Genomic DNA, 23,226 nt, shown 5'->3' with positions numbered 1-23,226 from the left:
TCCACTCCCTATCGAGTTCAATCCGTGAAATACGTTGAAACTGCCGACAGGAAATCCTGCCGACAGCCATCACGGTATCGTTTAATTGTTGAATTGTAAGCTTAGGAGATCATTTTGATTAATCATCGTTTCTTTATTTTTCACATACCAGTCTTGATACCACGCTTCTAGCTTATCTCCATCTGATTTTTTCCAAAGCGTTTGTGCATCCTGTTTCGCTTGTTTGATGCTATAAGAGCTGCCGCTAACGATGGCTTTGTTCCAAATATCCTTGACTGGACCGCCATTATCGAACAATGTTTTACTGATGAACTGAATATCGGACGGCAGAATTGGATAAAACCCTGGAAGCGTAATATGAGCGAGCGGTCGATCTTTGGTAATGTATAGCTTGAAGATTTGTTGCGAAAGATCGAACACTTCTTTATCGAACGGTTTGGTTTGATCAAATGCTTTCGTCGTTGTATCGAATTCGTTGTACACATATTGACCGCCAAGCATACGGAAGTCACCTAACCAGTCGAGCTCTTTCTTGTTCTTGTCTTTATCAATCGGCACTTCTTTCCCATTATCCAATTTAAAATGAATGCCTTCCTGTCCAACATAGGTTGTTTTGACCCATTCTTTGGAGCTCAAGAAATCAACGGCTTTAATGGCAGCTTCTGGATTTTTGGTTTTGACATTCAAGGCGCCGGTTAATTGTACCGGAGGATTGAAATCAGGCGAGAATTGACCAAATTGGCTCTTCGGCAGAGCAATTGGGATCAATTTGGAATCTGGTACGTTTTTACGCAATGTTTCATACAACGTGTAGAAGCCTTTGATGGAACCACCCGAACCATAGATACCTGTTTTCCCTGTTACAAAATCCTGCTCCGCTTTCTTTCCATTCTTATCTGTCAAAAAGTCTTTATCCACGAGACCTTCGTCGAACAGCTTTTTACGGAATTCCGCAGTCGCTTCAGCACGGTCCCAATCTTTGGTCCATTTGCCATCTTGAAGGATCCAATCGACATTCTGGAACATAAAATTGATCCAACTGTCATCGCCTGGTGCCGTCGTGCTCATGTTTAGTCCGAACGTATCCTTCTTGCCATTGCCATCTGGATCCTTTTCTGCAAACGCTTTCGTTACTTGGTACAATTCATCGACCGTAGTCGGTACACTCAGGTTTAATTTCTTCAACCAGTCCTCACGAATGACAACGTAGTGATATGGAACGTAACCAAGTACGCGACCAAAATCGTACAACTTCCCATCGTCGTGAGTGCCAAGCTTTTTGAGTAATGGAAATTTAGCCAGCGTCTCTTTATAAGTCGAACTATATTTGTTAATCAAATCGTCGATCGGCATGATCTGCTTTTGAACATACAGCTGATTACGGAAGCCTCCATCATATTCGAGCACGAGATCAGGTGCAGATCCGGAAGCAAACAGCGTATTGAATTTAGCTACGGATTCCCCACGTGGAATGGGAACAACCTTTAGATCAATACCAGCTTTACTGGCAATATACTTCGTCCACAAGTTATTCTCTGGTGTACCTACTTCGGGAGCTATGCTACCTCGATCATAAAATGACATACTAACTGGCATGGGTGCTTTCGGCGTAGCTTGTGTGGTTGCTTGAGCTGTGGATTGCGCAGCTGTTTCTACCGCTTTGTCATCCGACTTATCGGACGAACACCCTGATACGGCCACCCCGCTTAGTATGACGGATACAGCAGTGACAAGAATCGTTTTCTTTTTCATTTTATGACCTCCCAATTATATTATAAATCAACATTTTGGAAAAGATATACATTTCTAACGATCTCATACTAACCTTTCACTGAGCCGATCATGACACCTTTAACGAAATACTTCTGGAGAAACGGGTACATGATTAGCATCGGAATCACCATTACGAACACACCCGCTGCTTTAATTGATTCAGGGGTAATGGAGTTCAGATCCTCCGATGAAGTGTTCGCAATTTGCTGCAGCAACTGCTGGCTTTGAATCATTTGTTGCACGAGGACGGCTAATGGCGCTTTGGTTGAATCATTAATGTAAATCATCGCGCCGAAGAAAGAATTCCAATGGCCTACGGCATAGAACAATGTCAGGGCAGCTAGGACGGGCACGGAAAGTGGAAGAATGATACGCACTAGCAACCGCACTTCCCCACATCCGTCAATACGTGCAGCCTCTTCAATTTCCTCCGGAATGCCATTTAAAAATGTACGAAGCACGAGCATGTTATACACGCTGATTAAGGATGAGAACCATAAGGCACCGAACGTATTCACCAGACCAAGCGATTTAACAACCAGATAGGTTGGGATCAGCCCTCCGCTAAATAACATGGAGAATACGATCAGCAGGGAAAAGAAACGTCTCCCGTACATAAACTTTCTAGATAACGGATAGGCACAGAATATCGTAAATACCATATTCAAAATGGTTCCCACCACGGTGATCACGAAGCTGTTCCTAGCGGCCGCAACGATATGCGTACCGGTAAATAACTTATTGTACGTCTCCCAATTCCAGCCGACTGGCCAAAGCTTGACGAAGCCGGACATAATCGCTTCATTCGTGCTCAGTGATAAGGCAAATAGATGAAACATCGGCAGCGCACAGCTAAGCGCAATAATGGATAGCAGCGTATAGTTAAAAACATAAAACCATTTTTCGCCCAATGAAGCTCTCAAACGTGGTCCCTCCTTCTCACCATAATCCTTGATCAAATCGTCTCGCGATCTGGTTCACGATGACGACCAGGGTCAGACTCACAATGGATTCAAAGAGTCCCATGGCTGTTGCTAAACTAAACCGTCCACCATTAATCCCGAATTTATAGTTCCATGTCGAGATGACCTCAGAAATATTGGCAACGGCCGAATTCTGTAAGACGTAGATCTGGTCAAACCCTACTTCCATGACATGCCCAACGGCTAAAATAAACATTATGGCCAGTGTTGGTCGGATGGATGGAATCGTGATGTGATAAATTTGCTTCCATTTCCCCGCGCCATCGATACTCGCAGATTCATATAAAGCAGGATCGATCGATGCTAATGCGGCCAAATAAATGATGGCACTCCAACCAGCTTCTTTCCAAATTCCGCTGCTCACGAATATAGCCACCCAAGCGTGCTCTTTATAGAGGAACGGGTAAGGTTCTCCAGTCCAGCTTGTGACAAAATGATTAATAATTCCGTTTTGCTGCGCGAAAATCAGAATAATAATGCCCCCGATGATGACCCAGTTCAGAAAGTGCGGTAAATAGACGACCGTCTGCACAATTCGCTTAAACCATAGCTTTCTAGCTTCATTCAACATGATGGCTAGAATAATAGGAAAAGGAAATCCGATAACTACTTGGAATACACTGAGCAGCAGCGTGTTCTTAATAATTTGAAGCATTTGAGGCTGGGTAAATAGAATTCGAAAATTTTTCAATCCCACCCATGGACTTCCGAAAATGCCGTCAGTAAAGTTGTACTCTTTGAAGGCGATGAGTAGGCCTCCCATTGGGGCATAGCGAAAAATCAGAAAATACGCAAGCGCTGGAAGAAACATGAGCATGATGGGAATGTTCTGTTTAAATCTCCTGTTGTTCCTCCGTTGTTTGCTATTAACCAAAGGAGCGACTACATCCACTTGTACATTCGAGATGATCTTCACCCCCTCGTGATAAAATTGTTGAGCTCGAATGCTTGATGCTTGATGACTTGCACTCAGCATAGGTCTTTACGGTCATTCGTTCAATTCACACATTTACAGATGCCTCACATTTATTCAGAAAGCGGGTTACATCACACTTTCTATTCGCATATCGAAATGTGTTATGAGCTGCCTCCAGCTCCTTTGTTTCATTCAAACAGTAGCTGGAGGCGCTCGTTCGACCTAGTTCACTTCCATTTCAGCCAGCTGCAAGCGATATTGATTCGCATCATTTGGATTCGCACGCAAGCTCGTTCCTTCCACCTTCACATAGCGTGCATTCGTGCTAGTAAAAGTAAAGCTCTGTACGGCATTGCCAGGCTGCGCATACCCCGTTCTCGTGACAACCGTCGTCCAGTTCGTGTTGTCTGTCGACACTTGAATCGTGAAATCGATTGGGAAGCCTTGCCCTAATCCGCCACTATCGTTGCGTGGAAACAGATTAACTTTGCTTATCGCTTGGCTTGCTCCCAAATCTACCGTTAATGACTCTGTGTGATTCACATTCAGATTGTTGCTGGAGCTATATCCGAGCAATCCGCTAAGTGAATTACGATATCCGTCAACGAGCTTCGCTTTGCCCCAGCTAGCGCTTTCGTAGGAGCTAGTTGCCGTCACCGTTTTATTAATAGCAAAATTATTGCCATAGGCCTCAATTTCGGCCAGCTGCATGCGATATTGATTGCTGTCGTTCGGATTTGCCCTTAAGCTTGTGCCTTCAATTTTGATGTATCTAGCCGTCGTAGCTGCAAACGGGAAGATCTGTGCGAAGTCACCCGGTTGTGCGTAGCTTGTTTTCGTGACAACCGTAGTCCAGTTCGTATTATCCGTTGACAACTTGATCGTAAAATTAACAGGGAATCCTTGACCGACATTGCCGCTGTCATTACGCGGGTACAAATCAACTCTAGCAACCGATTTAATCGCACCCAAATCAACCGTGATCGATTCGGTATGATTCGAACCTGTCGAGTTGTTGCTAGTCCAGCCTTTAATACCGCTGCCTGTATTGCGCTCACCATCTACAACTGCTCCTTTGCTCCACCCTGAGGTATCATAGGAACTGGTAGCGGTTACACCTGTGAACAGTGCCAGATTGTCAAAGGTTGGTATCGTACCTGATGTCAAATTAACAGTTACCGTTGCAGAGCTTCCTCCGCTGCCAGTGAACGTTAATGTTTTGCTATAAGCCGTATTAGAGCTCAACTTCGTTGGATCAATCGTGAAATAAACTTCTTGTTCCCCACGCAGGTTCCCCGTAGTTTGCTCAAGGTTCAACCATGTGCCTTGCCCCGTCGCAGTCCACGTTTCAGTTAACCCTCCCCCCGCATTGACCAACTTGATTCTGTGTTTGAACAAGCGATTGCTCCAATCCACAGTACCCAGGTTAATGACTGGATTCGTAATCGTTAATTTAGCCGCGGGGATCGAATTAATGACGCCTAGATTATTCGTTTCTGTAAATTTTTGAACCGTGCCTTTCGATGCCGTCAGCTTGAGCTGCAGCTTCTTAGAACCGCTAATCCCACTAGGAATTGTAAAAGAGATCACTTGTTCGGCATGTTCACCATAATTGACCGATTTATTAAAAGTTCCTGTCGAGATGGCGGTATAAACGCCAGTAGCGGAATCTGCATACCCAGCTTCCCAGTCAACTTTGATGGTCGTTCCATCCTTGAATTCATCGTTATAGACAACAACGGTACGATTCATGACAGTACTTGGGGTATAGACGGTCGGATTCGTGCCAATACGAGGAAGCGTATCAAAGGCTTTATCGTAGGCGGCAACCGCCGCGAACGAATTTTGGAAATACGTGTAACCGTCTCCCTTCTTTTCCGCAGGCGTGCTGGTGTTGTAAGGATTAAATAGCGGTCTCGCAAACACAGTCGGTTTCAGACCAGGTGCAGTAGGATCAGTCCAGGTAGGATAGATGTTGGTTTCAATGTGGTCAAAAGCAAATTCATAGTCGAAAAACGGACGGTAGTCAGGGATATAAGAATACCTAGCTCCACGTGTAATTCGACCAACTTCCCGAACAAAGACGGCTTGTGACACCGAATTGAGATCCCCATAATAGCTCGCTCCGGAGGTAGCATTCAGTGTGCCATCTGCATTTAGCTTAGGAATTCCGCGGCTAGGCGTCATCGCTTCGCCCTCACCTTTCGGGATCGTGCCAGTATTTGAATAAATACCGTAAATATTGCTGGAGTTAATCACAGAAGCGGGAAATCCGCCCGTATAGTGGATATTGGTTTCATCATCACCCGCAACAACCACATTAATGCCATCGTTATACGTAGGTCGCGTGCTGTCTACAGCCAATACTGCACTGCGCAGCCTTGGAATCAGCACAGCCGGATCGTTGGCTCCCCATGCTTCATTCGTCAAAGAATACATAATAACGGATGGATGGTTGCGAATACTCTTGACCCAACGAGTAGCCCAATCTGCCGCATTATTCATCGAAGTTGTGCCATAATCCAGCTTCAAATGGGGCTCCCAGAAGGATCCTTCATCAATGATCAATATGCCTTTTTCATCCGCATAGTCGTAAATGTCATCCGTGATAAACGATCGGATATGGTTACGAATAACATTGATGTTCAGCCCTTGGGCTGCGTCGAGATATTTCTTCACCATAGAGCTCTCAGCACTATTCGCTTCCATGAGCCACGTATAGACATAACCGCGTTCTTGATTCGCATTCAGAAAATCGAAGGAATCCCCTCGTAAATTAGCACGGATACCATTCAATTCGAAGTAATTAGCGCCGGATTTTCGATAAAATTGCCGGAAGCCGAATTTCGTGTCTAGCGTATCAATCGTCGTCAAGCTGGAATCGACGATCTGCGTGGTGAGCGTGTATCGTTTAGGATCATGTGGCCACCAATAGCTGGCGTTTGTCCAAGTAATATTCGAGAGGGTAACCGTTTGACTGGAATTGGCTGCCACCGTTACCGATTGATCGGTAAATGTTTTCTCCAAGCTGCCGCCAATCAGTGATGCTGCGTTCTTGACCGTAACGGTCTTACTTGCGCTTGAGTAATTATTGACCGTCGCTTTGACCGTTATTTTATCATCGGATGGATCCGTATTTTGATTCAAATCAGTAATGACGTGAATATCCGAAAGCGCGACAGTCGGAAGCGCAACCAACTTCACATCACCGCAAATTCCCCTGCGGCCAATATTGTTCAAATTTTCAGTTCCATATGGATACAAGAACAATCCAGATGAGCTTAGCGCGTCTGACGGAAATGAAGCTGTACCATAGACATGCACCTCAATGGTGTTGCTCGCACCTACTGTAACATATGGCGTAACATCGATTCTGTATGGCAGCATCATCATTAGATAATTGCCAGAAGTTTCGCCACCCACACGGGTACCATTAATAAGTACCTTCCCCAGTGCGGTCAAACCACCGATGTCTAGGAAAATACGTTTTCCACTCATGGTGCTAGGCACAGTAAAGGTTTTTTTGTACACGCCATACGTTAGCGTTCTCCATTCTGCTGGATAACCCGCGTAATCGTCGGGTGTGTCCCAATACGATGGAACTTGAATATCGTAACGTGCCGTGCCGTTATTGGGATAGAAGTCCCACGTACCATTCAACATCACATTATCACGATCATACGCACCCGCTGCCGCTATTTCTGGCTTAGCCGCGAGTACAATCGGAAGTGCGATCAGCATACACAAGAGCAACATGCATGCTTTAAACCAACGCTGTCTCATCATTGACTGCCTCCTTTATTCGAATTGACCTCAGCATAAAGTGCGACGATAAGCGGTACAACTCACACATTTCATGGAGCTTCACACTTTTGATGATGACACGTGACTTCACATATTTCGCACGCTTCACTTTTTATGTTATTTCGCTCGGAAAAACACAAAAAAAACCTATCATCAGTCAGATTCCCTGGCTGTTTAGGTTTTTTTGAGTTAAGGATTAAATTGGTTTAACGTCTGCGTTTATTATATCCCTTATCTTCATAAGGCTCTAACTTCTCTAGCCATAATTCAAGCAGCGCATCCACTTCGGCTCGATAGCTTTTCAGATCTGCGGCATCCGACATAATACCGTCCCGCGGCTCGATGCGATCTAACACCTCAAACACGAAGCAATCGCCTCCGAACGTCGTCCAATCCTTTTGGAGCTCATTGAACGTATTCGTATTCATCTGCTTGCAAAATTCAAGCCGATTCCTCATACCATCGAGATCCATGCTGCCATTCACGAATATTTTATCGTTCTGGGTATTGCGAATTTGATACACACCCATCGCCCGAAACGTTTGCTTATAATTGGTAGCAAGCTCCTTTTTCTTCTGTTTGTCTAACATGTTGATTAGTACCCCATTTCTTTTAAAATCCTGGAAAGCGTGCGTAGACGTTCCCCGATCAGCTCTCCGTCATCACTTAAAGCTTGGCTGAATAGCTTGATATCTTCGTTGATTCGCTCATTGTCCGTGCATACGCCGACCGTCATTGCATCCCCTTGAAGTCCGATTCTGTCGATGACCGGATTCTCGGAATTGTATGAGTTCTCAAACCGATATGCATCCTCTTGAAAATGCAGCTTCGTCCGGCATACGAGAATCGCCAAATCTAACACGCGGTGCAATGGCAGCTCCTCGGATTGACGGGACCATTTCTCCCCCGTGTAACGCCATACTTTAGCAGAAATATCGACCTTTCCTCTGTCGTTCCACTGTGCGAGTCCAAGGGAAAGACCTTGCGTATCCGTGTTTTGCGTGTATCTACCGTCGATGTTGGCATAATTCTCTGCAACGATGACTGGTTTATGTTTAAGAGTTGTTGGTATTTTCATTGTGATTCCTCCTGGCTTAGATTTGAATGACGGATCGAGTAGTGATAAATTGAAATTTAAATCTTAATTGATTTAGTTGTTTAGTAATTTACTAAATTACTAATTGTGAAATTAAGTATACCTCAGCTACTTATTCAAGTCAATGGATGGCTGAGGCGGTTCTGACCACCACTAGACACGCTATTCGTATATTTTTAACCAAATCAGGACATACTATTTAGACGCGAACGGCGTTTCCCCATACAGAAAAACTCCCATACATGTGCCTTTATGGCACATGTATGGGAGTTTTTCAATGTGTATACTTATAAGTCCAGACGCAGCCGAATCATGTCCCGACATTGAATGCCATTTTCGAAAATGGGCTCCTTGTAATGCCTTGTGAAGAAATCGAAATCCACACCATAAATTCGAAAACCGCATTTCTGATAAAGACTTAATTGCTGAACCCCGGAATTCCCTGTGCCGACCTCTATCGTCTGATAGTTCAACGTCCTTGCTGTTTCGATCGCGTGTTTAATGAGTCCTTTACCATATCCCCTGCCTTGTTTCTTCGTTATCACCGCAAGGTTAACAAGTTCAATCGTCTTCGGTCGCGTTGGCAGCAGTAAATAAGATCCGATAATTTCATGGTTTTCTTCCAGTACAAAGCATTTACTTTGATACACATAAGACTCCACCATCGCAAGCTCAGGATCCGCTAATAAAAACAAGTGAAGCGGGTATTCCTCCGTTAACTGCAATTCTCTAATGTGCAACATTATCTATGCCTCCATTCTTATCGTTTAGGGATTCAGAAATGAAACCTTTCTTTGATCATCGCCGCTACGACCTCAGGGCTCAAGCCTGTGTTGTTGATTCGCAAGTAATTCTCTCTCGTTATCTCACCTTCGAAAGAGTTTAATCGATGCTTCTCCATACTTTCGAGTAAATTCTGTTCCGATTGTGCGAGATTTCGCTTGGTTGGCTTATGTTCAAGTCGATGCGGCGTTTTGTTTCTTTCCAAACGTTCATCAGTAGGTGCTTCAAGCTCAACGAAATACACGTCACCACCATTAGATTCGAAAATCGAACAAACCTTCTGCACAAAATTCCAATCCGCTTGCACATCAAATGCCCATACGTACGTGAAAATTAAACCATCCAGCTCACTTTTCGCAACAGCCTCGAAGATCTCACAACGGAACAAATCAACTAACCGCCATGTCTCCGGTGAAAATCCGAAAAAAGGATGAACAAGATCAATCGTCATATGATTATGGAAAAGCTTCAATTCAGTTATTTTGCCAAGCTCGTGGCCGACTGTCATTTTACCCACAGCCTGCGGCCCAAATAATAGTACAAATTTCATGACAGCACCTCGCTTTAAGTCATTCCTCACTCTTAGTTTATCATGGGAAGTGCCCATTTATTTGGAAAAAATAAGTAGCAGGTAAACTTTCCAGCCCCGAGGCCGCTTTTGCTAGCGAGTTAGTCGGTTTGGTCGACTATCTCCAATAACCGGCTGCGAGCACAACATAACGTATTAATAAAAAAAACGGCCGCCCCAAGGCAGCCGCTTCTTAATTATACGTAATTTTCAAGCCCAATTCCGCGGCACGCACGAGTGCTGTGTCTGAGAATTTTGGCTTTTTGTATTTCTCTTCGAATTCTTCCTTTGTAAGAGGCAGCCAGTTAAAATCTCGGTTCTGGTACACCCATGTTTTGGTGCCCCAGTCCACATGGATCGTACGACTCGCTACCTTTTTCACCACACCAATCTCAAGAATGACGCCTGTTTTGCCAAAAAACTTTGCACAGTACTTCCCAACCATTTCACTCACGTTACATCCTCATCTCCATTAGTCAAATCACGCAGAATACGAATTCCGATTTCAAACGTCTCTTCATCCGCTTCAAATTCATTCAAAAAAGACTTCTTAAATACTTGTTGGATAGCTTGTCCTAAACCAGCAACGCTAATATCATCCATATGCTTTATTATATAAATGGCTACGCTCCGCGCTTCACCCTCATACTCATCGTCTTGACTTGCACCCTCAAGCAGCCCAATCGGATCCCACAGATCTAAATGATGCTTTACCACACCAATGACGGGTGAAGGATCAAAAGGTAATGACGCCAAATACTTATTTTCTTTCCTAATTTCATTCTGTATACTCCAAAATACATAATTCATCTTGGTTTCTTTCGAAACGGCTCGAAATTTCACTGAGATTGCCTCCTTTGCTCGACATTAGCAGTTTATCATGTTGCTCGCGCGTTGCCAACAGTTCACAATTAACCCCCTAAATAATTAATGTCATTAACAAAATAAAAACAGCCCCTCATCTGAGCGACTGCGCACCTGAATACACATAAAATCCTTGACCCGTCTTGCGTCCAAGACGTCCCGCCTTTACATATTTCCGAAGTAACGGACAAGGCCGATATTTGGTATCCTTGAATCCTTCGTAGAGTATTTCCATGATCGATAAGCAGGTGTCTAAGCCGATGAAATCTGCTAGTTCAAGTGGTCCCATCGGGTGATTCATACCGAGCTTCATCACCGTATCTACTGCTTCTACCGTGGCTACCCCTTCATAAACCGTGTAAACCGCCTCGTTAATCATCGGCATCAGTATGCGATTCGAAACGAAGCCAGGAAAGTCCTGGACTTCAACTGGTGTTTTGCCAAGCTCCTTGCTTAGCTCATAGATGGAATCAAAAACAGCCTGTGAAGTTTCAAGACCACGAATGATTTCAATCAACGGCATAACGGGAACAGGGTTCATAAAATGCATCCCAATCACCTGCGAGGGGCGTGAAGTTGCCGCTGCGATTTCGGTAATTGGCAAAGAAGACGTATTCGTTGCCAGAATTACATTAGGCGGACAGATTCCGTCCAGCTTTTGAAAAAGTGCTGTTTTCCACGCCATATTCTCGGATATTGCCTCGATCACTAAATCCACAAGCGCAGCATCTTCGATTGCTTCCGCAGGTTGAATCCTATTTAGAATGTCCGCCAGCGTTTCCTCCGTCATTTTCCCTTTCGCTACACTCCGTTCCAGATGTTTGCGAATGACCAGCATGCCCTTGTCAATCAATGGCATCGACAGGTCATGCCAAAGCACCTTACGGCCTGCGGTAGCAGCCACCTGGGCTATGCCGCTTCCCATCTGCCCTGCCCCTATGACCATGATGGTTTGTATAGACATTGTTCATCGCTCCTACACTTAATCCACGCGAAGCAGCACCGCATCTCCCTGTGCCGTACCGCTGCATATCGCAGCAATGCCGTAACCACCGCCTATTCTGCGAAGCTCATGAATTAATGTCAAAATAATCCGCGTGCCGCTTGCGCCAATCGGATGACCGAGCGCGATTGCTCCGCCGTTGACATTGACGCGCTGCGCATCCCATCCAAGAAGTTTCCCACTGGTGAGAACAACAGCGGCAAAAGCCTCATTCACCTCGAATCGATCAATCTGATTCAACGTCATTCCCGTTTGCTGAAGCAGCTTACGGATGGCCAAAGCAGGTGTCGTCGCGATATAAGGCGCACGCTCGCCAACACTGGCATGGCCAAGTATCGTTGCCAGCGACGTCAAGCCCTCTCCATCAGCGACTTCCCTCGCCATCACGACCAAAGCGGCTGCGCCATCGTTTACACCAGGCGCATTCCCTGCTGTGATGCTGCCCTGCTTATCGAACACTGGCGCTAATGAAGCAAGCTTAGCCATGTTTGTGTCCGAACGCGGCCCCTCATCGCGATCCACTACACTCGCACTTAGATGAACAGGTACAATTTCCTCGGCGAAAATCCCTTTTGACATTGCTTGAACAGCTAGTTGATGGCTGCGGAAAGCCCACTCGTCCTGCTCCTGACGATCAATCTGGTACTCAGCGGCAACGCGACTGCCATGGAGCACCATATGCACGCGTTCGAAGGGGCATGTCAAACCATCATGAATCATCAGATCAATAAGCTTCTGTTCGCCCATTCGAGCTCCCCAACGCGCATGTGTTGCCAAATAGGGAGCGGAGCTCATGCTTTCCATGCCTCCTGCGACAAGGATCGACGCGTCTCCTGAGCGGATGATCTGGTCCGCCATGGTCACACTGCGCAAGCCAGAGGCGCACACTTTGTTGATCGTTTCAGACGTCACGCTCCACGCTAGACCTGCCTTGTGTGCCGCCTGGCGGGAAGGGATTTGTCCTGCACCTCCTTGCAGCACCATGCCCATCAGCACTTCATCAATCATGGAAGGATCCAGAGTCGCGCGTCGTATGGCTTCCTTGATGACGATACCTCCCAAATCAACAGCAGGGACATCCTTCAACGCGCCTCCGAACTTGCCGAAAGGAGTTCTCGCGCCGCCAACAATGACGCTTTCTCGCATTCACCTCGCCCTCCAGTCTTTTCGCTGCAAATTCTACTTCTGATAACGTCTCAAACTACCTCTCCTTTCCCATCCGTTCTTTTCCGATCCGCCACTTCAATTCACTTCACTTCGTCCCTAACAAACGTACAATCCCCTTCCGTTGCTCCTCCATTTCGGCTTCCACCATTTGAAGCATTTTGGCATCCCGCAAATACCGCTCGACAGGAAATTCTTTCGTATACCCGTAGCCTCCATGGATCTGGACAGCTTCTAGCGCCACCGCCATCACGGTATCACCAGCGAGTAGATTGGCATGCTCACTTCCACCTCCGTCCCCCTCGCTCTCCCGCCATGCGGCTTGATACGTGAGCAGCCTTGCAGCTTCAATTTGCGTCGCCATGTTCGCTAACTTAAAAGCAATCGCCTGCTGCTGCGCAATCGGTTTACCGAATTGCTTGCGCGTCTTCGCATAGGCAATGGCCACTTCCATGGCCGCTTGCGCAAGCCCCACCGCCAGTGCTGCAACGCCACTTCGCGCACTTGCCAGCGTCCGCATAGCGATCCGGTAGCCATCGCCTTCTTCCCCAAGACGATTCGCCACGGGAATCCGGCAGTCCACAAGCTCCAAGGACATGCTGGGTGAACCACGCGTGCCGAGTTTACTGTCCTTTTTGCCTACCATGAACCCAGGTGTACCTTTCTCTATCATAAAAGCACTACAAGTCCGCGCTGTTGGATCATCCTCCATCCCCGTCGCTGCAAACACGATACACACATCGGCTTCGTCCGCATATGAAACGAAACCCTTCGCCCCCTGCAGCACATACTCATCTCCATCACGCATAGCGCTTAATAATTGACCTGCCCCCATATCTGCCCACGCAAACGTCCCAAGCTTTAGCCCAGCCCCCATCGGACTGAGAAATTTCTTCCTTTGCTCCTCACTGCCAAACCTCGCAATCGCAGCACCTGCCAACGCACTATGCATAAAAAGCGTAAATCCCGTCGAAGCACAAGCCCGTGCTAGCTCCTCCAAAACCAAGCAATTCGTCAATACATCCGAGCCTAGCCCCCCATACGTCTCAGGCACTAGAATCCCAGTTAAACCAAGCTCTCCCATCGTCTCAAATAGCGAACGATCCAATCGTGACTCTTCATCCCGCAGCGCCGCCGTCGGCGCAACCTCCCCTGACGCAAAGTCGCGCACCATGCTCCGAATCATTTCCAATTCCTCTGAAAGGCTATAATCCATGTCAAGCCCTCCCTCAACCCGCGTGCACCTCGCTCTATTCCTTTCCCTCCCATGTTGATCGTGCAATCGTACCGTCTAACGCTTCATATTCCTCATATCGAATTGCCTTATACAGCTCACTGCGCGTCTGCATCTGATCCAATAAACCAACCTGCGTGCCTTGCTGAAGAATCTCCTCAAATACACGCTCATAAGCCTTAGCAGCTACACGGAGAGATGTTACTGGATAGAGCACCATGCGAAAGCCCATACTTTCAAATTGCGCTGCCGTAAAGTAATGAGTGCGTCCGAATTCCGTCATATTAGCTAAAAGGGGGGCATCTACTTCCTTCCGAAATTGATGAAAGTCTTCCTCCAGTTCCAGCGCTTCTGGAAAAATCGCATCCGCACCAGCGGCGAGATAGTGCTTTGCACGGGTGATGGCTTCTGCCATACCCTCGACTCCTTTCGCATCTGTACGTGCAACAATATACAAAGTCGGGCTAACCGCTTTGAGTGTGCGGATTTTTTGGCACATTTCCTCGGTGGAAATGAGCTTTTTACCGCTGAGATGGCCGCATTTCTTCGGCATATCTTGGTCCTCAATTTGCACAGCGGCGACCTTCGCCTCCACCATTTCCTTCGCTGTCCGTGCGACATTCAAGATGCCGCCGTATCCTGTATCAATATCTACCAATAACGGCAGTCCAGATGACCGAACGAGTTCACGTGCTCGCTCAGCAACTTCGTTGGAATAAATAAGCCCCAAATCTGGCAATCCCCTACTCGCCGTATAAGCAGCACCAGATAAGTAAAGGGCTTGAAACCCAACTTGCTTCGCCATTCTTGCCGCCATACCATCGTGGGTACCAACAATCTGAAGAATTGGACCCGTTTCAACCAAACGACGCCATTCCGCTGCTAACTGCGCTTGACTCGGCTCCTCCTCAATCAGCCATGACATAATGACCTCCTGCCCACCCCATACGAACTGTTCTGCCGCCAGATCAAATCACAAAAAGCGACATATACGCAGGCACAGTTGTCTGAATGAGTTTCTCGTAATCAAGTGATAGCTTCATAATTTCTTCAGTCTGTTTCCGAGGGAATCGCGTTTGCACGTTCGCTTTAAACTTATCAATCACCTTAGGCAACCCCTCAACACGCCTTCTGCGGTGTCCGATGGGGTATTCACACACAATTTTTTCCGTCGATGTACCGTCTTTAAAATAGATTTGAATACTGTTTGCAATGGAACGCTTATCTGGATCCAGATAGTCCTTGCTGTATTGCTCGTTCTCGACGACCACCATCCGCTCTCGAAGCGCATCAATACGTGGATCTGCAGCGATATCATCTTCGTAATGCTCGGCAGTCAACGTGCCGTAAATGAGCCCGATGGCAACCATGTACTGTAAACAATGGTCACGATCGGCTGGATTGTGCAGGGGTCCTTTTTTATCAATTATTCGCAGCGCTGATTTGTGTGTAGTTAACATAATTTTAGTTATGTCAACAAAATGATCTTTTACTCGATCATGAAGTGTGAGCGCACACTCAACCGCTGTTTGCGCATGAAATTCCGCAGGAAATGAAATTTTGAATAAAATATGCTCCATCACATAACTGCGCAGGGGTCGAGCTAGGGTTAAGGTTTTGCCTTCGAATAAAACATCCTGAAATCCCCAATTTGGAGCCGTCAATGCCGATGCATACCCCATCTCCCCGCCTACTGCCATCAATGCCAATCGAACCGCTCGACTTGTCGCATCACCTGCCGCCCATGATTTCCTAGAACCTGTATTCGGCGCATGCCGATATGTTCGTAAGCTAGCCCCGTCAATCCATGCGTTGGAAACGGCGTTGCATACCTCATCTTTCGTCCCTCCCAGCATGACCGTGGCCACGGCCGTTGAGGCGATTTTCACCAGATGCACATGGTCCAAGCCAACTGCGTTCAAACTATTTTCCAATGCGAGGACACCTTGTATTTCATGGGCTTTGATCGTCATCGTAAGTACATCATGCATGGTAAACGGCGCTTGCCCCTCTGCCACACGCTTGCGGCTTAAATAATCGGCAACGGCAAGAATACTTCCTAAGTTATCGGATGGATGCCCCCATTCTGCGGCTAGCCATGTGTCATTATAATCAAGCCAACGAATCATGCAGCCAATATTAAAGGCCGCTTGCACGGGGTCCAATTCGTATCTCGTCCCAGGAACTCGTGCACCGCCAATCACCTCAGCTCCCGGAACAATCGGACCTAGATGCTTCGTACACGCGGGAAAACGTAATGCCAGCAAGCCTGTTCCCAGAGAGTCCAATAAGACGTGCTGGGCAATCTGATACGCCTCCTCACTCTCAATCTCAGCATTCAGCGCATAGTCAGCAATCTGTTCAATTAGCGGGTCAAAAATCATCTCCCTCTGATTCGATTCACGCGGCGTACTCATACGATTTCGTCCTCACTTTCGGCAAGACTTTGTTCCTGAGGCGGGTGCAAATCTCTTGCACCGGTATAGCGAACACGTGGTCTGAAGAGTCGATTGTTCGCATGCTGCTCCATCACATGTGCACTGATGCCCACTGTCCGTGATGCAAGAAAAACAGGCGTAAACAGCTCAATCGGAATGCCAAGCAAGTAATAGACAGGCGCTGCATAATAATCCAAATTCGGATGCAATTGCTTCTGAGTTCTCATCACCTCTTCGCCACGCACACACATATTGTATAATTCCTGCTGATTGCATAAGGGGGCGAGTTGTGCCAGCGCTTCTTTCATCAATAATGCGCGCGGATCCGGTTTTCGCATATACACGCGATGCCCAAAGCCCATAATGCGCTCCTTTCGCGCTAGCTTCGAACGGATCAAAGCCTCTAACTCTTCTTCCGAACCCGCTTCCAGCAGCATGTGCATGACCGCTTCATTCGCTCCACCGTGTAACGTGCCTTTTAGAGAAGCTACAGCGCCAACCAATGCGCCATATAAGTCAGACTGTGTGGAGGAAATGACGCGTGCGGTAAAAGTTGAATTCGGCAGTTCATGTTCACTGTATACGACCAACGATTGGTCAAAAATCGCCTCCTCAATCTTCGACGGTTTCTCGCCTGTAATCATGTACAAAAAGTTTGCCGTATATGATAGTTTCGGATCAGGTTCGATCATCGGCTGCTTGGTTAGCGCGCGATAGCCGTAAGCAACAATCTGCGGAACCTTGGCAAGCAGGCGTATCGCTTTGCGTCGGTTAGCTTCAGCCGATCGATCATCAAGCTCCTCATCAAAGCTCGCTATCGCGGATATACTCGTTCGCAGCACATCCATCATATCTGCTCGATCTGGCATCAAATGAAGCATCGCACGAACGTTCGACGGTAATCCATACTCAGCTTGTATCTGTGACTCAATCTCCTTGCGCCTTTTATCATTCGGCAATTCGCCTTCCAGCAGCAGCCCAACGACATCCAAATACGTCATTTTCTCCGCAAGCTCCATCAGATCATACCCGCGTATGACGATTTCTTCCTTCTCCAAATCCAAAAATGAAATGCTAGTCTCACTGGCAATCACATGCTCAAGTCCCGGCAAATACGCATCACTCATGTTTTCGCTCTCCCTTCCTACGTGCTTTCAGAAAGTAGCAACCGCGAAATCACAATCCGCTGAATTTCATTCGTCCCTTCATAAATTTGTGTCACCTTGGCATCTCGCAGATAACGCTCTACCTTGGATTCCTTCAAACACCCCCATACGCCACAGAGCTGGACAGCGCGCAAACAAACTTTAACAGCCGTATCACTGGCAAAAAGCTTCGCTATGGCAGCCTGCTTCCCATAAGAGAGCCCCTTGCACTTGCGCCAAGCGGCTTGATAGGACAGCAGTCTTGCGGCCTCGATGTGCGTGGCCATCTCAGAAATATGAGCATCAAACAGCTCGCCGCTGCGTGCGCCGGTTCCATATGCGGTCACAGCGTCCAACGCTGCTTGACCGATGCCCGTTGCTTGTGCGGCAATCCCGATCCGGCCGCCATCCAAGCTCCGCATCGCGATGCGGAAGCCTTCGCCTTCTGGACCTAGCCGGTTCTCGACCGGCACTTTGCATGCCTCAAACCTAAGCTCCATCGTCGTGGAAGAGCGGATGCCGAGCTTCTTTTCTTTGGTGCCGAAAATAAGCCCTTCCGTCCCTTTTTCAACGATGTAGGCCGTGCAGCTCTTTTGCTTGTTCAACGCATCCGTTACCGCAAAAACAATGTACACCTCCGCCTCCCCGCCATTCGTCACGAATAGCTTGGAGCCGTTCAACTCATACGCATCTCCCACAGGCGTGGCAGTTGTGCGCATAGCACCAGCGTCCGAGCCGGATTCGCTCTCCGTCAAGCAATAGGCGCCAAGCTTATGTCCTCCAGCCATGGGGAGCAAAAACCTACTTTTCTGTTCCTCCGTACCATACGTATGAATCGCCCAGCTTGCCAACGATGTATGCACGGAGAGCATGACACCCGTAGAAGCACATACGCGCGAAAGCTCTTCAATCACCATCGCATACGTGAGAAAATCAGCTCCGCTGCCGCCATATGCTTGGGGCCATGGGATCCCGCACCATCCAAGCTGACCCATCTGATCAAAAATGCCGCGATCAAACCGCTCCTGTTCATCCCTTTCTTCTGCAGTTGGCTCCATAATCGCGAGTGCGAACTCATGAACTTTTGCTCGAATTGCTTGCTGATCGGGGGTATAAGCGAAATGCATGCGACGACCTCCTTCGACGTGTTCATGCTGCTAACACCTGATAGGCCGAGGTTAATTGGGTCGATCGTACTTCTTTGGACAAGTTGTAACCGCTTTCATATATGTTATATATACACGCTAGCTTTAGGCATTAGACTGTGCGGAGTCAAAATTTTCACAATCGGCTGAGAAATGCAAAAGTGCAACTTTTTTCGATTAACTTATCTATAAACGCAAAAATAGATGCGAAAAGGCATCCATTTTTGCGTTTTCAGCTCTTTATATCCCTTTTCGTCTCGAAAAAGATGTCTATTTGCATTTATTTACAATGTTGATTTAACTATATTTACTGCGCTCTTTATTTGAAATTACAAGCTCAGCAGTAATCGGCAAGTGATCAGCCGCACTTGTGTTGATGAGGTTACCTGCTTTGATTTTTACATCTTTAGACGTAAAAATGTAATCAATACGACGATTCGGTACATCTGAATAATAATAGGAAGTATATGCCTCATTTTGACCGAGTTCTGCATATACGTCATTGTACTGTGCAGACATTTTTAGAATTTCTGGACTTTCAGGAGTGGCATTGAAGTCTCCAACCAAGATAGATGACCCTTTATCTTGATTCATAATTTCAAGGATCTCACTCACTTGAACATCTCTTTGTTCGGCTTTGTTATTTTCTAGATGCGTATTATAAAAGTTAATATGATTTCCTCTTACGTTAATCACTGTTTTCGCTAAACCGCGCTGCTCTGAAGGATATAGCGTATTATCAAGTAGATGATTTTCGGAAGAAAGGATCGGATATTTACTTAATACAGCCGTTCCATACTGACGACGTGCTTCCCCTTCATGAAGAGGATCATAGTCTAGACTTGGAGCAAACATATAATGCATGCCTAATAAATCAGCTAACCATTTCGCTTGATCTTCAAAATTACTGCGCGCGGAAAAGTGATTATCAATTTCTTGTAATCCAATGATATCTGCACCCGAAGTTTTAATCACATCTGCAATTCTGTTCAAATCCAAAATATCATCCATGCCTTCTGCATGATGAATATTATACGCCATCACTTTAATGGCAGTCTCTTTTTCTAATTCTAATGCATGTGATTCACTTAAAACCGAAGTAACATGAACTGACTTTTTAAGCATGCACAACATCCTCTCGAGGTTTTCGATTAAACCACCTTTAGTAAGGTGATTACGCTTCTATAATTTCATATATTGCTTTATATTTCCATAGTCTAATAGATTTAGTTGTTTCAAAAAGAGGAGCAACAAAGTTGCCCCCCTCCTCTATCACACTATTCTGATTTCATCCCAACGCCTGTCGGTAATACCCGCTCCACATGCTCCCGCAATGAAGCATTTGTGTAAAGCTCTTCGCTGAAAATTGCAATGATTCCGCTATCTTCTCGCGTTCGAATCAAACGGCCCATACCTTGTCGCAATCTGAGCAGCATGTAAGGAATATCCACCTCTTCATACGGTGAAGCTGCTGCCTCACGTTTGGCGTTAAACACCGGATCCTGTGGAGGAAACGGAAGTGCCCACACGATAACATTGGATAGGGATGGACCTGGAATATCCAGTCCCTCCCACAAGCTAACGGCAGCCAATACGCTGTGCTCGTCCTCTTGGAACGAAGCGATCACATGGGAGATTTCTTGATCTCCTTCATAGAAGAAAGTTAGATCTTTACAATCCGAACGAGTCGACATTTCAGCTTTGAAACGTTGTAATTCCTGATGTGTCGGGAATAAAACCAGCGCTCGGCCTTCCGTTCTTTTCAACAAGCTAACGGCTGATGTCATCTTCTCGTTGAACGTTCCGCCTTCCGTGAAGCGAGGAGCAATGACTTCCATCCGTTCCGCATAGTCATACGGCGAATCAACCGAGAATGACAAGTATTTCTCCAAGCCTAAGCTGTTCGCCACATAGTCGAAGCTGCCTTCTACCGAAAGTGTCGCCGAGGAGAAGACAATCGGCATTTTAGACGAAAAGACATGCTCCTTCAACACTTCCTTCACCGTTCTTGGCATGATGACAAGACTGAGTCCTGTAATGCTTTCCGTTGCCCAACAAATGAAAGAATGATCGTTGCGGAACAACGCGAGCGCCTTCTGCATCATTTCCAAATGCTCCTCGACAATCTTCAGCTGATAGTCATTAAGGGTGAACATTTCTCCTTCAAAGACAAGTTCCTCTTCAATCTCGGACAAAATATCACAAAGCGTATGAATCTCTCTTTTCAAAAGATCACTCATAACGATCTGTTTACGATCAGAACCTGCAATCGGACGACAGCAGCTCTCCAACACCTCAAACATGCGTTCGCTTTGCTCAATCGCCCGATCAATACAGACGGCTAGGGTTTCACGAACTTCCCCTTTTAATAATCGAATGACCAATTCCTCAAACACCATGTGCTTCAGCTTATAGGTCAACGCTTTTTGTGCGGCGGATTCCATCAAATGCCCTTCATCAAACACAACGGTGCAGTGTTCTGGCAGTAATGGCAGTTGTCCTTCTCGCTTTCTACCGTCATACGTCCATACATGCTCCATGTAAAAATCATGCGAACATATGATCAGATCTGTCGATTTCCGATAGGATTCACGAGACAGGGTTTGTCCGCAACGGTGACGCTTATCGCAGACAAAGCAGTCTTGGTAAGCATCCCAGTTCATGCGGTGCCACTGCTCATCGTTCAGTTGTGGGTAGTTTTTGCGATCCCCGTAGGCATAGAACGTTTGCAGCGCTTCACGTGTATGAACAAAATCAGGAAGATCTCCATATACCTCGCGATATAGAGCTGTATCTTCGTGCCCGAATCTTGCCTCATCCAGCTTCACTAAGCAAGCATACTGATCCGGAGACTTCGCTAGCCGCGCATCGATGGTCATATTTAAATGGCGAGCAATTTTATCGATATCCCCGCCGGGTTTCACGAGCTGCTCAATAAGTGATTCATCCGCGCAAGCGATAATCGCCGGTTTGTTCGTGAAACGCGAATAGCACAGCGCATATAATAAATAGACCAACGTTTTACCTGTCCCAACGCCAGCCTCTGCAAAAATCGTCTGTTTCTCCGCATAAGCCCGCTCTAGCTGAAACGCCATGTAAATCTGTTCATCTCGTACCTCAAAGCCTGCTTCAGGTAAAATGTCATAAAAGATATCCGCAATCCAATCAGACACTTGCTGCATATATGGTTGTGCATGATCATACGCAAATGGATAACGTCCCACGTTAATGCCCCCAACTTCTAGTTAAGAATCAATCTATCTTAAGAATTAAACTTGTATTATCTCATGAATGTTTGTTAAATGCAAAAAATCGCACAGAAAATGAAAAGCCCACTCCCCAGCATTGTACGACGCTGTTCGGAATGAGCATTTATTTTACATGCTAAAACGTTCGCGATAACCGCATTTACGGCATAATTCCTCGACCACTTCTCTTCTGGAAAAGCCTTCGAATAAGCGATTCGCGCGTTCACCCTCTACGATTTCTGAGAAAGGCGTGTGGTTGATGTTCCCCAAATTGATAACCCCTTCCCCATCGAGACAACAAGGAATGACGGTGCCGTCAACAAGAATACCTGCTTGATTACGTAAGGCATGGCAGAAGCCAGGACCCTCAATCTCCTCCGCCTTCAAATCTGGCCACTGGAACTCGTGATCCTGATTCAGATAGACGCGATCCGCCAGCTTCACGCCTGTGCCGCGGACGAATTTTTCATCGATTTTGTAATCGAGCTCGAATTCCTTCTCTAACATCTCTAGCACTTCTCGGTTGCGATTTCGCTCTAAGTTCGTCTGATTATCCGTGTCTAGATTCCATAATCGGAAAGATATAATGACATTGGATTTCGCGACAATTTCCTTCGCAAACCGCAGAATGCTCATGACGTAGCCTTCTTTATCTTCTGAGCCTTCATGGCCGTCAAAGCTATGCAAGGAGAAATTCATTTGACGAAGCGCCGGTTTATCGAGCAATTTGTGCCTATTTTTGTTAATCAGCGTACCATTCGTCGTAATATTAACCTTAAAACCTTTCTCGTGGCTCAGATCGAGCAGTTCATCGATTTTAGGATGAAGCAGAGGTTCGCCTTTTACATGCAAATAAATATGATCCGTGTGCGGTTTAATTTGATCGAGAATATTGGTAAACGTATCTATTTTAATAAAATTCGCCTGACGCTTCGTCTGCGGACAAAATGTACACGCTAAGTTACATACGCTCGTAATTTCAATATAAAACTTTTTGAACTTCTTCATGGTCGGACTCCGTTTCTTGTTTGCGCTACTATGATAGAGGCTATTATACCAAGC

Annotated in this window: 20 protein-coding genes; all 20 read right to left on the bottom strand. The window is 46.4% G+C overall.

Annotated features, from left to right (window positions below; all coding sequences use genetic code 11):
* Positions 1 to 81 precede the first annotated feature (81 nt).
* Positions 82 to 1,752, bottom strand: a complete 1,671-nt coding sequence (locus tag AC58UX_RS19880; protein ID WP_497255810.1) for an extracellular solute-binding protein — start codon at positions 1,750 to 1,752, stop codon at positions 82 to 84.
* A 68-nt stretch (positions 1,753 to 1,820) separates the two neighbouring features.
* Positions 1,821 to 2,696 carry a carbohydrate ABC transporter permease gene (locus tag AC58UX_RS19875; RefSeq protein ID WP_497255808.1) on the bottom strand — a complete coding sequence of 292 codons (876 nt, stop codon included), beginning with the start codon at positions 2,694 to 2,696 and terminating at the stop codon, positions 1,821 to 1,823.
* Between the two features lie 16 nt (positions 2,697 to 2,712).
* Positions 2,713 to 3,573 (bottom strand): ABC transporter permease, encoded by an 861-nt coding sequence (locus AC58UX_RS19870; RefSeq protein ID WP_497255960.1) that lies wholly within the window; start codon positions 3,571 to 3,573, stop codon positions 2,713 to 2,715.
* A 321-nt stretch (positions 3,574 to 3,894) separates the two neighbouring features.
* On the bottom strand, positions 3,895 to 7,455 hold the full coding sequence (locus AC58UX_RS19865) for a discoidin domain-containing protein (RefSeq protein ID WP_497255806.1): 3,561 nt from the start codon (positions 7,453 to 7,455) through the stop codon (positions 3,895 to 3,897).
* A gap of 227 nt (positions 7,456 to 7,682) precedes the next feature.
* A complete protein-coding gene (locus AC58UX_RS19860; protein ID WP_497255804.1) occupies positions 7,683 to 8,066 on the bottom strand; it encodes a GIY-YIG nuclease family protein in 384 nt (127 codons plus the stop codon).
* Positions 8,067 to 8,071: 5 nt separating this feature from the next.
* Positions 8,072 to 8,554 carry a DUF6530 family protein gene (locus tag AC58UX_RS19855; protein WP_497255802.1) on the bottom strand — a complete coding sequence of 161 codons (483 nt, stop codon included), beginning with the start codon at positions 8,552 to 8,554 and terminating at the stop codon, positions 8,072 to 8,074.
* A gap of 305 nt (positions 8,555 to 8,859) precedes the next feature.
* Positions 8,860 to 9,312 carry a GNAT family N-acetyltransferase gene (locus AC58UX_RS19850; RefSeq protein ID WP_497255958.1) on the bottom strand — a complete coding sequence of 151 codons (453 nt, stop codon included), beginning with the start codon at positions 9,310 to 9,312 and terminating at the stop codon, positions 8,860 to 8,862.
* A gap of 35 nt (positions 9,313 to 9,347) precedes the next feature.
* Complete coding sequence (locus AC58UX_RS19845) at positions 9,348 to 9,905, bottom strand: AAA family ATPase (protein ID WP_497255800.1); 558 nt, start codon at positions 9,903 to 9,905, stop codon at positions 9,348 to 9,350.
* 211 nt (positions 9,906 to 10,116) lie between these two features.
* Positions 10,117 to 10,377 carry a hypothetical protein gene (locus AC58UX_RS19840; RefSeq protein ID WP_497255798.1) on the bottom strand — a complete coding sequence of 87 codons (261 nt, stop codon included), beginning with the start codon at positions 10,375 to 10,377 and terminating at the stop codon, positions 10,117 to 10,119.
* Positions 10,374 to 10,766 (bottom strand): hypothetical protein, encoded by a 393-nt coding sequence (locus tag AC58UX_RS19835; RefSeq protein WP_497255796.1) that lies wholly within the window; start codon positions 10,764 to 10,766, stop codon positions 10,374 to 10,376. The genes AC58UX_RS19840 and AC58UX_RS19835 overlap by 4 nt, the downstream gene beginning before the upstream one ends.
* A gap of 115 nt (positions 10,767 to 10,881) precedes the next feature.
* Positions 10,882 to 11,751, bottom strand: coding sequence for a 3-hydroxybutyryl-CoA dehydrogenase (locus AC58UX_RS19830; protein WP_497255794.1), 870 nt, complete (start codon positions 11,749 to 11,751; stop codon positions 10,882 to 10,884).
* An 18-nt stretch (positions 11,752 to 11,769) separates the two neighbouring features.
* Entirely contained in the window at positions 11,770 to 12,936 is a 1,167-nt protein-coding gene (locus AC58UX_RS19825; RefSeq protein WP_497255792.1) for an acetyl-CoA C-acetyltransferase, read from the bottom strand.
* Positions 12,937 to 13,042: 106 nt separating this feature from the next.
* The gene (locus tag AC58UX_RS19820) at positions 13,043 to 14,170 is read right to left on the bottom strand and encodes an acyl-CoA dehydrogenase family protein (protein ID WP_497255790.1); all 1,128 of its coding nucleotides are present in this window, start codon (positions 14,168 to 14,170) and stop codon (positions 13,043 to 13,045) included.
* A 34-nt stretch (positions 14,171 to 14,204) separates the two neighbouring features.
* Positions 14,205 to 15,113 carry a methylisocitrate lyase gene (gene prpB / locus AC58UX_RS19815; RefSeq protein ID WP_497255788.1) on the bottom strand — a complete coding sequence of 303 codons (909 nt, stop codon included), beginning with the start codon at positions 15,111 to 15,113 and terminating at the stop codon, positions 14,205 to 14,207.
* Positions 15,114 to 15,156: 43 nt separating this feature from the next.
* Positions 15,157 to 16,605, bottom strand: a complete 1,449-nt coding sequence (locus tag AC58UX_RS19810; RefSeq protein ID WP_497255786.1) for a bifunctional 2-methylcitrate dehydratase/aconitate hydratase — start codon at positions 16,603 to 16,605, stop codon at positions 15,157 to 15,159.
* Positions 16,602 to 17,753, bottom strand: coding sequence for a citrate synthase (mmgD, locus tag AC58UX_RS19805; RefSeq protein WP_497255784.1), 1,152 nt, complete (start codon positions 17,751 to 17,753; stop codon positions 16,602 to 16,604). Before mmgD ends, AC58UX_RS19810 begins: the two co-directional genes overlap by 4 nt.
* Before the next feature lie 17 nt (positions 17,754 to 17,770).
* Positions 17,771 to 18,898, bottom strand: coding sequence for an acyl-CoA dehydrogenase family protein (locus AC58UX_RS19800; RefSeq protein ID WP_497255782.1), 1,128 nt, complete (start codon positions 18,896 to 18,898; stop codon positions 17,771 to 17,773).
* A 315-nt stretch (positions 18,899 to 19,213) separates the two neighbouring features.
* Positions 19,214 to 20,041 (bottom strand): endonuclease/exonuclease/phosphatase family protein, encoded by an 828-nt coding sequence (locus AC58UX_RS19795; protein ID WP_497255780.1) that lies wholly within the window; start codon positions 20,039 to 20,041, stop codon positions 19,214 to 19,216.
* A gap of 152 nt (positions 20,042 to 20,193) precedes the next feature.
* Entirely contained in the window at positions 20,194 to 22,140 is a 1,947-nt protein-coding gene (locus AC58UX_RS19790) for an ATP-dependent DNA helicase (protein WP_497255778.1), read from the bottom strand.
* A 153-nt stretch (positions 22,141 to 22,293) separates the two neighbouring features.
* Positions 22,294 to 23,172 carry a radical SAM/SPASM domain-containing protein gene (locus AC58UX_RS19785; protein ID WP_497255776.1) on the bottom strand — a complete coding sequence of 293 codons (879 nt, stop codon included), beginning with the start codon at positions 23,170 to 23,172 and terminating at the stop codon, positions 22,294 to 22,296.
* Positions 23,173 to 23,226: the final 54 nt, after the last annotated feature.

This window comes from Paenibacillus sp. J22P90 (assembly GCF_059692195.1).
Note: the sequence above shows the minus strand (reverse complement) of the source record. Positions and strands in the feature narration are given on the sequence as shown.